Source organism: Dietzia sp. NCCP-2495, from assembly GCF_026011735.1.
Taxonomy (GTDB): domain Bacteria; phylum Actinomycetota; class Actinomycetes; order Mycobacteriales; family Mycobacteriaceae; genus Dietzia.
This window is the reverse complement of the sequence record NZ_BRVN01000039.1, coordinates 1-12691: the sequence shown is the minus strand read 5'-3', so window position 1 is coordinate 12691 and position 12691 is coordinate 1. Positions and strand designations below refer to the sequence as shown.

Below are 12691 nucleotides of genomic sequence, written 5' to 3'. Positions count from 1 at the left end.
CATGTCCCCGCTCGTCTCGCAGACTGCTCCGCCGGGGGTACGCAGCGTGTTCGAGTACGCCGTCACCGAAACCGCACCGGACGCCGCGCGACCCCCGCACCGCGGCCTGCCGTCGAGCGCCCTGACACTCGTCTTTGCCGCCGACGCGCCGATCCTGTGCTCGCCGAGCCACGACGACTGGCGCGCCCGGCGGGGGAGCAGCCACGACGTGTGCCTGGGCGCCTTCCACACCCGACCGGTCTATCTCCACCGCCCGGACCACCAGGAGGGCGTCCAGGTGGCGATCCACCCCCTCGCCGCGCGCCGCCTCCTCGGACTGCCCACGTCCGCACTCACCGAGCTCACCCAGGAGGGCGAGGACGTGCTGGGCCCGCGGGTGCGGTCCCTGTTCGCCCGCGTCTCCTCAGCGGCGCCGGGGGAGCGCTGCGCCCTCGTCTCCGACGGTCTCGGCGTGCTGCGTGAGAGCAATGACCGCAGGTCCGGACCCCGCGCGGAGGTGGTGGCGGCGTGGCAGCTGTTGGAGCGGACCGCCGGTCGAATGCCCGTCGCCGAGGTGGCCTCACGGGTCTCGGTGAGCTCCCGCCACCTGTCGACGCTCCTGACGGCGGAGCTGGGGATCGGTACGAAGCAACTCGCGGATCTGTTCCGGTTCGAGGCCGCCCACCTCGTCGTCGTCGACTCCTGGCGCCGTGGGGCCGCACTCTCGCTGGCGGACATCGCCCACGCGCACGGCTACGCCGACCACTCCCACCTCGACCGGGCCTACCGACGGTTCGCCGGCGTGTCCCCCACGGGCTGGATCGCTGCCGAGCTCGACCGGGCCGCGACCTGATCGTCTGTCTCGCCCGACCCGCTTCCGAAAAATCCAAGACGCATCCACACCGGCCGACGAGACTCGACCGCATGAGCACTCACACTCCCCGCACCGAATCCGCTCACACTCCCGGCACCCCGCCCGCCCCGACCGTCTGGCACTGCCTCCAGTGCACCGATGCCCGCACGGTGATCGACTGGCTGGTCGAGGCGCTCGGTTTCGTCGAGTCCTTCTCGCACACCGAGGACGGCCACGTCGCGCACGCCGAGCTCCTCTGGCCCGAGGGCGGGGGAGTCATGTGCGGCGACCGCCAGCGTGACCAGAACGATCCCCACGCCACTCCCGTCGGTTCCGGTCTCGCCTTCCTGGTCACGGCCGATTCCGATGCCGTGTACGAGCGCGCGAAGGCCGCCGGCGCCGAGATCGTCATGGACATGCACGACACCGACTACGGCGACCACGGTTTCTCCGTCCGCGATCCGGAGGGCAACGTGTGGTCGGTCGGCCAGTACCGCGGCCAGCCCGCCCCGGACCACACCGCGCCGGACCTGTCATGACCGACCACGCCGTCCCGACCCCCGGCGCCCCGGACCCCAACCCGTCCCGCTCGCGCCGCGTCCGTGCCCAACCGATGCTCGTCATCTCCGATGTCCCCGCCTCGAGCCGCTGGTATTAGCAGGTGTTGGGCGCGGAGAGTGGTCACGGTGGTGCGGAGTACGAACAGATTGTGGTCGACGACGACGTCGTCCTGCAGCTGCACACCCGTGACGGGGACCCCGAGCACGGACCACTGGCCATCCCGGAGGTGCCCGTCGGCAACGGAGTGGCCGCATGGTTCGAGGTCGACGATCTCGACGCCGCCTCAGACCGGATCGCAAAGGCCCGTGCGCACGTCGAGTGGCCACTGCACGTCAATGACCTGGCGCATCACCGCGAGATCTGGCTCCGCGACCCGGACGGCTACCGGGTGGTCCTGGCAGGGCGGTGATTCCGGAGGACGGTGATCACGTAGGGCGGTGCACCCGCAGGACGGAGATCACGTAGTGTGCTGACCGTGCCGATTCGCGTAGTCGGCACTGACACGGGGTGCCCCGACCGACGGGGCTGAGATCACACCCGCTGAACCTGAACTCGTTAACGCGAGCGGAGGAATGTCAGTTGTTTTCGCGCACTCTGTGGTGAGCCCGGACCGGTCTGAGCGACCGGCCGTCCCTGATACTGCAGTCGGTTCCCCGGCAGTCGAGCTCCGATCCCTCGGCTACACCTACCCCGGTACCCGCCACCGGGTCGTCGCCGATCTGGACCTCACCGTTCCCGCCGGCGGTCACCTCGCCGTGGTGGGCCGCAGCGGCTGCGGCAAGTCCACCCTGTTGTCGCTGATCGCGGGCCTGGAGGAACCGTCCACCGGTACCGCGGCGGTGCTCGGCGACCGCCGCTCGGACCAGCGTCTCGCGTCGTGTGCGCTCATGCCGCAGGGGGACAGCCTCCTGCCCTGGCTGTCGGTGCTCGACAACGTCGCGATCAGCCTGCGCAACCAGGGTGCGAGCCGCCGAGATGCCCGCGCCGCCGCTGCCGAAATGCTGAGCCGGGTCGGACTGACCGAGTGGGCGCGGGCGCTCCCGGCAGAACTCAGCGGCGGCATGCGCCAGCGGGCCGCCCTCGCCCGCGCGCTACTCGCCCGCAAGCCGGTGCTGCTCGCGGACGAACCCCTCGCCGCGCTCGACGCGATCACCCGCGCCGAGGTCCAGCAGTGGCTCCGCACCAGCATCGCCACTACCGCAGCTCCTACCGGGCTCTCCGCCATCGCGACCACCCCGACCACCCTCGTGACGGTCACCCACGACGTCGACGAGGCGCTGCTGTTGGCCGAGCGCGTGGTGCTGCTGGCACGCCTCGAACCGGCCGCGCCGGCGAGGATCACGGCCGCGTGGTCCGGCTGGTTCGGCGACGGCCGCCCCCGCGAGGACCTGGTCGGCGACCCTGACTTCGCCGCAACCCGTCAGAGCATCCTCCGGGCACTGGCCCACCCCGGGATCATGCCCCCGAGCGGCGAGGTCGCGTGATGAGTACGCGCGTCCTCCGGACTGCGGCCCGAGCAACAGCCCCCGCCACCGTCACCGTCGTGCTGATCCTCGCCGCGTGGATCATGGTCACGGCACTCGAGCTGGTGCCCGAGTACGTCATCCCCGCGCCCGCCGCGGTGCTGGAGTCACTCCTGGTCAGCTGGCCCGATCGGCTCGGCCCCGCCACCGCGCTCACCGGGATCGAGACCCTCCTCGGGATCGGCATCGGCGTACTCGTGGCCGTGGCCGTGGTGGTCGTGAGCGGCTATTTCCCGGTCGTCGGGCGAGCGCTCACCCCACTGCTCGTCGCCTCCCAGGCCATCCCCGTCATCGTGATAGGCCCGTTACTGACCATCGCTCTGGGCTACGGGATCGCGCCCAAGGTCGTCGTCGTCGCCCTGCTCTGTTTCTTCCCCGTCGCCCTCAACCTCCTCGCCGGCGTCCGCGACGTCGACGCCCGGTTGATCGACACCCTCCGCACCCTCCACGCCTCCCGCCGCGCGCTGTTCTGGCGCGTCCGGCTCCCGTTCGCCGCGCCGCGCGGCTTCGCGGGGCTGCGCGTCTCGGTCACGTTCGCACCTGTCGCGGCCGTCTTCGCCGAGTACACCGGCTCCACCGACGGCATCGGCTACCTCATGCTCCAGTCCATCCCACGCCTGCAGACGGATTTCGTCTTTGCCCAGGTCATCGTCCTGACGCTCATGTCGAGCCTCCTGCTGGCCGCCGTCACCGTCCTCGAACGTCTCGTCTGTCCCTGGAACACCGCACACGCAGGAAAGGCTCACGCATGACCACGATCAGCACTCGCCCCCGGTCCAGCACTCGGCATCGCGCCACTACCCGCGCCCGGGGCCGCCTCCGCAGCCTCGCCGCGGCGGTCACCGTCACCGCGCTCGCGCTGGCCGGCTGCCAGGGCGGCACGGACGAAGCCACGAGCAGCGCCGGCGGCAGCGGCTCCGGCGGCGACACCTCCGCGCAGGTCAGCGTCCTGCTGGACTGGGCCCCCAATCCCGACCACGTCGCTTTGTACACCGCGCAACACAGCGGCGCGTACGCCGACGCAGGCGTCGACGTGGAGTTCACGACACCGTCCAATACGGCCGACGCCGCCCGCGAGGTCTCGCTCGGGCGCGCTGACCTGGCGATCTCGTACGAGCCCGACACCCTCATCGCGGTGGAGCAGGGGCTCGACGTGGTGTCGGTCGCCGCCCTCGTGCCGACGTCCCTGACCTCCCTCATCGCCAAGCGCGACACCGGGATCACCTCGGCCGCCGACCTGGAGGGCAGGACCGTCGCCCTGTCGGGCCTGGCGTCCCAGCAGCCCACGATCGACTTCATCGCCCGTGAGGCGGGGATCGATCCGGCCTCGATCTCGACTCCCAACGTGCAGCAGAGTCTCAGCCAGGCGCTGCTCACCGATCAAGCCGACGCGATCTTCGGCGCCTTCCGCAACATCGAGGGCATCGAGCTCGGCGAGCGCACCGACGTAGTGATCCTCCCCGTCACCGAGCTCGGGGTTCCCGACTATTCCGAGCTCGTGATCATCGCCAATCCCGTCCGGCTCCGCGACGACGCCGCCTACGCCGACCGCGTCCGCGCCTTCCTCGCCGGTACCGCCGACGGTCAACAGGCCGCGCTGTCCGACCGGGCCACCGCCCTGCGCGCCATGGCCCCGCCCACCAAGGACTCCTACGATCCGGAGTCCCTCGAGCGCATGATCGACGCCACGCTCGACCTGCTCCCGGAGACCGGATTCGGGCGCCAGTCGGGCGAGGACTGGTCCACGTACGCGAGGTGGATGCACTCCAACGGGCTGCTGGACTCGGAGGTCGACGGCGCCAGCGCCACGACGAACGACTACCTGCCGGCGTCGTGACGGGTCACGTCAACACGGGTCTCGTCGGCGCGGCTCACGCCTCCTGCCGGCTCCTGTCGGCGCGGGGCACGAGCGGGATCGCCGCGGCGGCGACCACTGCCGCGCCGGCGAACGCGGCCCAGTATCCGAACCGCTCGATGCCGGCGGCAATCAGCGGCGTGGCGAGGGAGATCGTCACGAACTGCGAGGTGTTCTGCACGCCGAGCGCGCGTCCTGACCAGCGCGGTCCGGCGTACTCGGCCACGGCGGTGAAGGCCAGACCGTTGTCCGAGACCGACAGGACGGTGGCCACCACGGCGAGCGTCACCGCGACGACCCCGGGCGCCCCGAGCGCCTCCGCCACTGCCAGCGCCGCGAGCCCGCCGGTCACGGCTACGGCCACGCCGCGGATCGGCGCCATCCGCGACCCGACCCGGTCGGACACCCAGCCGGCGACGATGCGCGCCGCCGCACCGAGGATCTGACTGACCGTCACCACCACACCCGCGGACACCGCCGACCACCCGTGTCCCAGCACGAGCCACGCCAGCAGGAACGACTGCATCATCCCCTGCGGCAACACCAGCAGCACTGACACCGCGTGGATGCGCTGGAGGTGATCGGCGCCGCGATAGGGGGACCGGGCGTGCAGCGGTTGTTGGGCCTCGGTGCCGGCGGGCGAGGTGGACGGGGTGGGCGGGGTGGAAGGGGCGGGAGGGGCGGGAGGATCGACGACGACGACGAGGGCCGCCACCGCCGAGACGACCGCCATCGCCAGCGGAACGGCAAAGGCGGCGCCCAGGCCGAACCGAGCCGCCATAAACGGCATCGTCATGGCGGCGACGGCTGCTCCGAGCGGCTGCGACATCTGCCGGATGCCCATGGCCAGGCCGCGGCGATGGGGCGGGAACCAGCCCACGACCAACCGACCACTGGCCGAGTTCCCGGAGGCCGTGGCCACGCCGGCGAGCAGCAGGAACACCGCCAGAGCGGCGAACGAGTCGGTGAACACCAGCGCGGTCAACGCGCCGGCAGCGGCGACCGATCCGGTGACGAGCACCAGTTTCTCGCCGGTTCGGTCCACCAGCCATCCCCAGGCGATGAGCGCCAGCGCCATGCCGACCGAGGGCATGGCCACGAGCACGCCCGCCCTGGTCAGGGACATGCCCATGTCGGAGTGGAAGTGGGGCAGGAGAAAGCCCACGCCGACCAGGAACGCCGACCCCGAGGCGGCCACGAACGTCGCGACGCCGAGGATCAGCCAGTGCCTGGCCGTCACCGTCAGCTCCACATCACCGGACAGCTCGCCACCCACGCTCAGTTCAGTTCCCCGTCACCGGTGTACGTCGCGTACAGGGGGAGCGGCATGTCCTGGCGGCGCAGGACCTCACCCCAGATGTCCACGCGAGCGGGGGCGAGCAGGTCGGTGGGCAGGCTGGGGGCGACGTACCAGTCACCCCGGTCCAGCTCGCCCTGGAGTTGCCCGGGCGCCCACCCCGTGTAGCCGACGAACACGCGCATCCCGTCGCAGCGGTCGCGGAGCTGGGCGGGGTCACTGTCCAGGTCCACGACGTGCACGCGGCCCTCGATCTGCTGCAGTCCCACGTCGTACGACCCATCGGTCCCGGCCGAGAGCACGGCGAGCGCGATCCCGGTATCCGGCTTCACCGGCCCGCCGATGTGGAATACGGCGGGGCTGGCACACACATCAGCCCAGGCCGGCAGGATCGACGCGACCTCGGTCTCGCTGTGTCGCGTGATCACCACGCCGAGCGATCCGGTGTGATCATGTTCGATGAGGTAGACGATCGCCCGCGTGAAGTTGGGGTCGGGCATGTCGGGCGCGGCGATGAGCAGGGACCCGGCCATCGGTTCACGCTTGTCCAGTGCGTTGAAGAGGCGATCGCCGAACAGTCCACCGCCGCCCAGCTCGTCCGGTCCCGTGTCCATGGCTCCATGATGCCCCCACCGCCGACCGCCCGATAGGTTGGCGGGGTGACCTTCCCGTCCGCCGAGCCGGCTGACCCCTCCCGCACTCGCCCGACCGGCCGCCTCACCGCAGCTCTCCGCGAATCCGACGGTCTGGGCCGCCTGTCGACCGCACGGTTGGCGGCGTTGCTCAGCGAGGGCATCCACCAGGCCGCACTCGGAGGAGTCGTCCTGTTCAGTCCCGAGGCCGCGACCACCCCGACCGCGATCGCCGGCGGCTTCGCAGTGATGTTGTTGCCGTATTCGATCGTCGGCCCGTTCGCCGCCGCGGCCCTGGACCGCTGGGACCGCCGCGTCGTGGTGGCCGTCGCCGCCCTGGTCAGAACGCTCGCCATCGTCGCGACGATCGGCCTCGTCGCCGCCGGTGCGGTCCGGTCCGGTGTGGGCCTCGCGCTGTTGTTCGGCCTGTCGCTGGTCGCGATCGGTCTCGGCCGACTCATCAACACGGGCATGACCGCGGCCATGCCGAAGGTCGTCCCGGACCGCATCCTCGCCGCCACCAACTCCGCGCTGGTCACCATCGGTTCGGTGATCACCGCCGTCGGCGCCGTTGCGGCCTTTGCCGTGCTCGCCGTTCTCGGAGCCGGCGACGCCGCCGTGTCGTGGACCCTCGTCCCGGCCGTCATCTCCGGGCTGGTGGGCGTGTGGGCCGTCCTTGCCCTCCCGCGTCGCCACCTCGGGCCCGACGACGAGCTCAGCCACCATCCCGAATCCGCCCTCACCCGTGGTGCGTTCCGCGCGTTCACCGGTGGCCTGGCCGAGGGCGGCCGTGCTGCACGGTCCACGGCGCTGGTGTGGGTCTCGTTGACCGGTGTGACCCTCGGTCGCGCGGCCTTCGGTATCACCACGATGTTGGCGATTCTGCTCCTGCGCGACGTCGAGCCCGGCAGTCCCGCCAGCCCCACCGGTGCCTCCGCCGATGTCTCAGGCGCAGATGCCACTGTCAGCGCCGCCACCTCTGGGCCGGTCATCGCCGGGATGAGTGGCTTCGGTCTGCTGTCCGCCGCAGTGGCAGCGGGGATGGGCATCGCGGCCATGGTGGCGCCGTGGGCGATGGCGCGTACCCGCCGGATCCTCGTCGTGGCCGCGGGAGCCGCGGTGGCAGCGATCGCGCAGGCCATCGTCGGTCCGACCCTGGATCCGACCGCCCTGGTCGTCGGCGCTGTCGCGATCGGCCTGGGGTCCCAGGTGGTCAAGCTCGTCGCCGACAACGCCATGCAGACCGACGTGCCCGATGTCCGGCGAGGCGGGGTGTTCGCCCTCCAGGACGCCCAGTTCAACTCCGCGTTCGTCGTGGGAATGGTCATGGTCCTGCCCTGGGTACCCACCGACGGCCGATCGGTACCTCTGATGGTGCTCCCCGCCCTGATGTACGCGGTCTCAGCGGGAATCGCCCTGGCGGTTGCACTCCGCTCACGTGTTCTCAGCTCAGGATCCGAAGCCGAGACCCAGCGACCCGGCGCCGACCGAGCCGCCACCGATCGAGCCGCCACCGACCGAACCAGCGCCCACCGAGCCCACGCCGACTGAACCAGTACCCACCGAGCCGCCACCAATCGACCCGGCACCACCGAGACCTCCGGCAGCAGAACCCGCGGCAGCCGAACCAGCAGCAGCTGATCCCGCGGCCACCGAGCCCGCAGCAGCCGACCCTGAATCGACGGATCCCGACCCCACCGAACCGATCGCGCCGGCGTCAAGGGAACCCACGTCCACCTGCGGCAGCTCGACATGCGGCGGTTCAAAGGGCAGCGGCTCGAAGGGCAGGGCGGCGTCGAGGAATCCGTCGCCGTCGACGTCGGACACCGACAGCCAGCCGTCGTCGCCCTGGACCGTGATCGACCCGTCGTCCTCGAGTACCGGAGCAGGGGCGGGTTGATCGACAACCGTCCCACCCTGCACCGGGGCCGGATCCGTGGGCGGCTCGACGGCCGGGGGCGTGAACCACCTCGACGATTCTGTGGCCGCAGCCGAACCACCCTGGAGCGCGCCCACCGCGTCCGTGAGCAGGGAGCCCCAGTCCGGCATCGAGTCCAGTGCGTCCGACCCCGCCGCGAGCGCACCGCCGACCTGATCGCCACCCGCCTCCGATCCCGCGGCAACAGCACCAGCGCCGATGGACCCGGCAGCGAGCGAGCCAGCCCCGATCGACCCCGCGCCGATCGAGCCGGCACCCACCGAACCACCACCGACAGAGCCACCACCAACAGAACCCGCGCTGACAGAGCCCGCACCGACCGAGCCCGCAGCAAGCGCACCGGCGCCACCCGCGTAGGCGTTCCACACACCGCGACCGCCCTCGTCGGCGTACACCGCCTGGTCACCGCCGTGAACGTCAGTCACCACGCGGTCCGCGGTGCCGTCGACGTCCGAGTCCCACATCGCGTCGTCGGCGTAGCCGTCGCCGTCGAAGTCGATCCAGATCGCGTCCGCCGCGCCGGTCCCGAGCGTCAGATCGGGCTCAGCCTGCCACTGCGTCGGCTCGCCGACGCCATCTCCGAAGAAGTAGTCCATGACTGGAATCGTGTCGCGATCTGGCCACCCGAGACACCCTGAAATCGCGCACTGTGGAATGCCGAGAAGTTATCCACAGATCCGGCTGAGCACTTGACCCGCTGGTCATTCTCGGCATCCTGCGCAGGTCAGCGCGGGAGGACTGACGTCAGCGGGAGAACGCACTGTCGAGCAGCGCCGGCCGCTGTGGGTCGCCACCCCGATCCGCGCACCCGAGACGGAACGCCCGAGATCCGGCCAGCACCACGAAGACCAGACCCCAGATCAGGTACGCATTACCCACCAGATGCGCAACGGGCCCCCAGCTGAGCTCGAGGTCGTCCCGATGCGGGAACCACCATTGCGGAGTACTGAGGAAGATCACCGCTCCCGTCAATCCGACTGTGAGCCAGAGCTTCTGGACGCTGGTGGGCTCAATGCGGTCGTTCTGGTCGCCGCTGATGTCGTCGTCGTCACCCGGTCCCGATCCGCGCTGCCCAGCACCGCCCCGCGCGGTACGGTCAGCCCAGACCAGCGCCAGCACCACCGCGGGCACGGCCCAGACCCAGTGGTGACCCCACGACACCGGCGAGCAGAACAGCGCCACTGTCCCCACCACCACGGCCGCTGCGACCTCGTGCCCGGCCCGCAGCAGGCGCCACGCGGCCCACGCGATCACGAGCCCGATCACGCACGACACCACGAACCACGCCACCGACGCGGCGGTGCCCTCGAGCCCGAACCGGTGCACGACGCCGTTGACCGACTGGTTGGACGCGAACGCCAGCCCGCCAATGCGGCCCGGATCACGGATCGCGAACGTCCAGTAGCGGATCGATTCGTCGGGGGTCAGCAGGTGCCCGATGCCGGTGAACGCGAGCGCCGAGACCACCGCCGTAGCCAGTCCGCGCCAGTCGCGCCGAAGCACGAAATACAGGAGGAACACGGCCGGCGTGAGCTTGATTGCCATCGCGAGCCCGGTCAGCGTGCCGCCCCACCACCGCCCGCGACCGCGGATCACGTCGACCATGACCAGCGCCATGAGAAAGACGTTGACCTGCCCGAATCCGATCGTTTCGCGCACCGGACCGAACCACATCCCCACCACCATGACCGCCGCGGTGATCCACCACAGCTGTGCGGCCGGCCGGTCGCACGTGCGCGTGAGCACGAGCTGCACGACGAGCGCCAGGACGATGATCGTCGCGAGGGTGATCAGCATCGACGCGACCGGGAGCGGCACGATGGTCAGCAGCGAGAAGAGCTGCGCCGACAGCGGGGGATAGGTGAACGGCAGGTGCGCGCCCTCGGCCAGCTGCGGCAGTTCGCCGTAGAGCTCACCGCCGTCGCGGAACACCTGCCCGCCGACGCGGTACACGTCGAGGTCGATGCGGTACGGCGGGATCGACTGCAACCCCGGGACGCCAACGGTGTGCACGAGGGTGCCCACCATAGCTAGGACGACGACGACGAGCCTGCCCACCACCGATCCGAGATAGCGGTCGACAGCACGTCCGATCATGCTCGTTCGTCCTTCTGGCCGGCTGCCGTGCCGGGAGCGGAGTCGGCCTGCTCGCCGCCGGCCTGGTCGCCACCGGTCTGGTTACTACCGGTCTGGTTGCTACCGGTCTGCTCGGCCCACCAGCGGAGGAGTTCGGCCTCGGCCTCGTCCCTGTCGAGGGGGCCCCGGTCCAGTCGCAGTTCCTTGAGGTAGGCCCATGCGCGGCCTACGTCGGGGCCGGGCTTGAGGTCGAGGAGCTTCATGATCTCGTTGCCGTCGAGATCCGGACGGACCTTCGCGAGGTCCTCCTTCTCCGCTATCTCGGCGATCCTGTTCTCGAGCGAGTCGTAGGTGGCCTGCAACTTGGCCGCCCGTCGCTTGTTGCGAGTCGTGCAGTCTGCACGCACGAGGCGATGCAGGCGGGGGAGCAGGTCCCCGGCGTCGGAGACGTAGCGGCGGACGGCGGAGTCGGTCCACTGGCCGTCGCCGTAGCCGTGGAAGCGCAGGTGCAGGAACACCAGGCCGGAGACATCCTCGACCATCTGGCGCGAGTACTTGAGCGCGCGCATCCGCTTACGGACCATCTTGGCGCCCACGACCTCGTGGTGATGGAACGTCACTCCACCGCCGGGCTTGGCCGCGCGGGTCGCGGGCTTGCCGATGTCGTGGAGCAGGGCCGCCCAGCGCAGCACCAGGTCAGGACCCTCGGGCTCGAGGTCGATCGCCTGCTTGAGGACGGTCAGCGAGTGCCAGTAGACGTCCTTGTGCTGCATGTGCTCGTCACGCTCGAGTTTCATCCCGGGAACCTCGGGGAGCACGTGATCCGCGAGTCCGGTCTCGCACAGCATGTTGATGCCGTCGACCGGATAGTCGCCGAGGATCATCTTGTCGAGCTCTGCGCGCACCCGCTCGACGGTGATCCTGTCGATCTCGGCCGTCAGCTCGGTCAGCGCACGGAAGACCCGCGGCGCGACCGTGAAGCCCAGCTGGGAGACGAATCGGCAGGCACGCAACATGCGCAACGGGTCGTCGGAGAACGACTGCTCCGGCTCGGCCGGGGTGTCGAGGACCCCCGCGAGCAGTGCGTCCATGCCGTTCAGCGGATCCACGAAGTCGTGACGACCATCGGCGTGCAGCCGGACCGCCATGGCGTTGACCGTGAAGTCGCGGCGCACCAGGTCGCCTTCGAGCGTGTCGCCGAAGACCACCTCGGGGTTGCGGGTCACGCCGTCGTACGTGTCCGCGCGATAGGTGGTGATCTCGATCTGCTGCTCGATGCCGGCGTCGTCACGCTTCACCGCGGAGAGGGTGCCGAACTCGATGCCCGTGTCCCACACCGCGTCCGCGTAGTCGTCGAGGATCGTGCGGACCACGTCCGGTCGGGCGTCGGTGGTGAAGTCCAGGTCCGTTCCCAGCCGCCCGAGCACGGCGTCGCGAACACTGCCTCCGACCAGGTACAGCTCATGCCCTGCTTCACCGAACGCAGCGGCGAGCGGCGCCAGCACGTCGGCAAGCTGATTGATCGTGCTCTGCGCTCCGGCGAGCAGCCGCACACGCCGCGCCTCGATCTCCGCCGCGTCGCCGGAGTCCGGCTTCATGCCCGGTCCGTCCTGTACACCCGAGAACACCGCAGCGTCATGTCGATCAGAAACGGCGCGGCTACTCGGGGAGGAATCTCGGGCTGACACAGCGCAGACTTTACCGAGTCGCCCTCCGCACCCCTTCTCGGCGCTGTTCACTGCGCGCCCGGTCACCGGCAGCTCTCGCCAATCCTCCCTCATGTCGCGACCACTCAGACCTGACCTCTCCGTTGTCTGTGTCAGAAGGGTGGTGGGTTGAGGTGGTTCTGGAGGGCGGTGTGGACGGAGAGTTCGATGGCGCTGTCGGGGTTGATGTGGGGTCCGTCGCCCGTGCCTGTGCCCGTGCCGGTGCCGGTGCCGGTGCTTGTGCCGTAGGGGTCGCTCGTGCTCGTGCCT

General features: G+C 70.4%; 13 protein-coding genes and 1 riboswitch. Of the genes, 8 read left to right on the top strand and 5 right to left on the bottom strand.

Annotated elements, in window-relative coordinates:
• From OPF83_RS16895 to OPF83_RS16865, 7 genes are all read left to right on the top strand, one after another.
• Positions 1-832, top strand: an 832-nt coding sequence (locus tag OPF83_RS16895) for an AraC family transcriptional regulator (protein ID WP_264888810.1), incomplete at its 5' end; no start/stop codon positions are given.
• Between the two features lie 71 nt (positions 833-903).
• Positions 904-1371, top strand: a complete 468-nt coding sequence (locus tag OPF83_RS16890; RefSeq protein ID WP_264888809.1) for a VOC family protein — start codon at positions 904-906, stop codon at positions 1369-1371.
• Entirely contained in the window at positions 1368-1490 is a 123-nt protein-coding gene (locus tag OPF83_RS16885) for a hypothetical protein (RefSeq protein ID WP_264888808.1), read from the top strand. Before OPF83_RS16890 ends, OPF83_RS16885 begins: the two co-directional genes overlap by 4 nt.
• A 51-nt stretch (positions 1491-1541) precedes the next feature.
• Positions 1542-1802 carry a VOC family protein gene (locus OPF83_RS16880; RefSeq protein ID WP_264888807.1) on the top strand — a complete coding sequence of 87 codons (261 nt, stop codon included), beginning with the start codon at positions 1542-1544 and terminating at the stop codon, positions 1800-1802.
• Positions 1803-1886: 84 nt separating this feature from the next.
• Positions 1887-1983, top strand: a riboswitch (TPP riboswitch).
• Complete coding sequence (locus tag OPF83_RS16875) at positions 1966-2877, top strand: ABC transporter ATP-binding protein (protein ID WP_264888806.1); 912 nt, start codon at positions 1966-1968, stop codon at positions 2875-2877. It overlaps the preceding riboswitch by 18 nt.
• Entirely contained in the window at positions 2877-3668 is a 792-nt protein-coding gene (locus OPF83_RS16870) for an ABC transporter permease (protein ID WP_264888805.1), read from the top strand. The genes OPF83_RS16875 and OPF83_RS16870 overlap by 1 nt, the downstream gene beginning before the upstream one ends.
• A complete protein-coding gene (locus tag OPF83_RS16865) occupies positions 3665-4753 on the top strand; it encodes an ABC transporter substrate-binding protein (RefSeq protein WP_264888804.1) in 1089 nt (362 codons plus the stop codon). Before OPF83_RS16870 ends, OPF83_RS16865 begins: the two co-directional genes overlap by 4 nt.
• 34 nt (positions 4754-4787) lie before the next feature.
• Here the strand turns inward: OPF83_RS16865 and OPF83_RS16860 are convergent, their stop codons facing one another.
• Both OPF83_RS16860 and OPF83_RS16855 read right to left on the bottom strand, forming a co-directional pair.
• Positions 4788-6011 (bottom strand): MFS transporter, encoded by a 1224-nt coding sequence (locus tag OPF83_RS16860; protein ID WP_264888803.1) that lies wholly within the window; start codon positions 6009-6011, stop codon positions 4788-4790.
• A gap of 38 nt (positions 6012-6049) precedes the next feature.
• Complete coding sequence (locus OPF83_RS16855; RefSeq protein WP_264888802.1) at positions 6050-6682, bottom strand: YqgE/AlgH family protein; 633 nt, start codon at positions 6680-6682, stop codon at positions 6050-6052.
• Between the two features lie 45 nt (positions 6683-6727).
• Between OPF83_RS16855 and OPF83_RS16850 the strand changes: the two genes are divergently transcribed.
• Positions 6728-8251: a hypothetical protein gene (locus OPF83_RS16850; RefSeq protein ID WP_264888801.1), complete on the top strand. Its 1524-nt coding sequence runs from the start codon at positions 6728-6730 to the stop codon at positions 8249-8251.
• Here OPF83_RS16850 and OPF83_RS16845 read toward each other — a convergent pair.
• From OPF83_RS16845 to OPF83_RS16835, 3 genes are all read right to left on the bottom strand, one after another.
• On the bottom strand, positions 8150-9235 hold the full coding sequence (locus OPF83_RS16845) for a hypothetical protein (RefSeq protein WP_264888800.1): 1086 nt from the start codon (positions 9233-9235) through the stop codon (positions 8150-8152). The genes OPF83_RS16850 and OPF83_RS16845 overlap by 102 nt on opposite strands.
• Positions 9236-9383: 148 nt before the next feature.
• Positions 9384-10736, bottom strand: coding sequence for a glycosyltransferase 87 family protein (locus OPF83_RS16840; protein WP_264888799.1), 1353 nt, complete (start codon positions 10734-10736; stop codon positions 9384-9386).
• Complete coding sequence (locus OPF83_RS16835; protein WP_264888798.1) at positions 10733-12313, bottom strand: CCA tRNA nucleotidyltransferase; 1581 nt, start codon at positions 12311-12313, stop codon at positions 10733-10735. The genes OPF83_RS16840 and OPF83_RS16835 overlap by 4 nt, the downstream gene beginning before the upstream one ends.
• Between the last annotated feature and the right edge of the window lie 378 nt (positions 12314-12691).

Coding starts and splice junctions, on each gene's coding strand:
- OPF83_RS16875 (WP_264888806.1), top strand. CDS start 1,966: ATGTCAGTTGTTTTCGCGCACTCTGTGGTGAGCCCGGACCGGTCTGAG.
- OPF83_RS16855 (WP_264888802.1), bottom strand. CDS start 6,682: ATGGACACGGGACCGGACGAGCTGGGCGGCGGTGGACTGTTCGGCGAT.
- OPF83_RS16890 (WP_264888809.1), top strand. CDS start 904: ATGAGCACTCACACTCCCCGCACCGAATCCGCTCACACTCCCGGCACC.
- OPF83_RS16845 (WP_264888800.1), bottom strand. CDS start 9,235: ATGGACTACTTCTTCGGAGATGGCGTCGGCGAGCCGACGCAGTGGCAG.
- OPF83_RS16865 (WP_264888804.1), top strand. CDS start 3,665: ATGACCACGATCAGCACTCGCCCCCGGTCCAGCACTCGGCATCGCGCC.
- OPF83_RS16840 (WP_264888799.1), bottom strand. CDS start 10,736: ATGATCGGACGTGCTGTCGACCGCTATCTCGGATCGGTGGTGGGCAGG.
- OPF83_RS16870 (WP_264888805.1), top strand. CDS start 2,877: ATGAGTACGCGCGTCCTCCGGACTGCGGCCCGAGCAACAGCCCCCGCC.
- OPF83_RS16885 (WP_264888808.1), top strand. CDS start 1,368: ATGACCGACCACGCCGTCCCGACCCCCGGCGCCCCGGACCCCAACCCG.
- OPF83_RS16835 (WP_264888798.1), bottom strand. CDS start 12,313: ATGAAGCCGGACTCCGGCGACGCGGCGGAGATCGAGGCGCGGCGTGTG.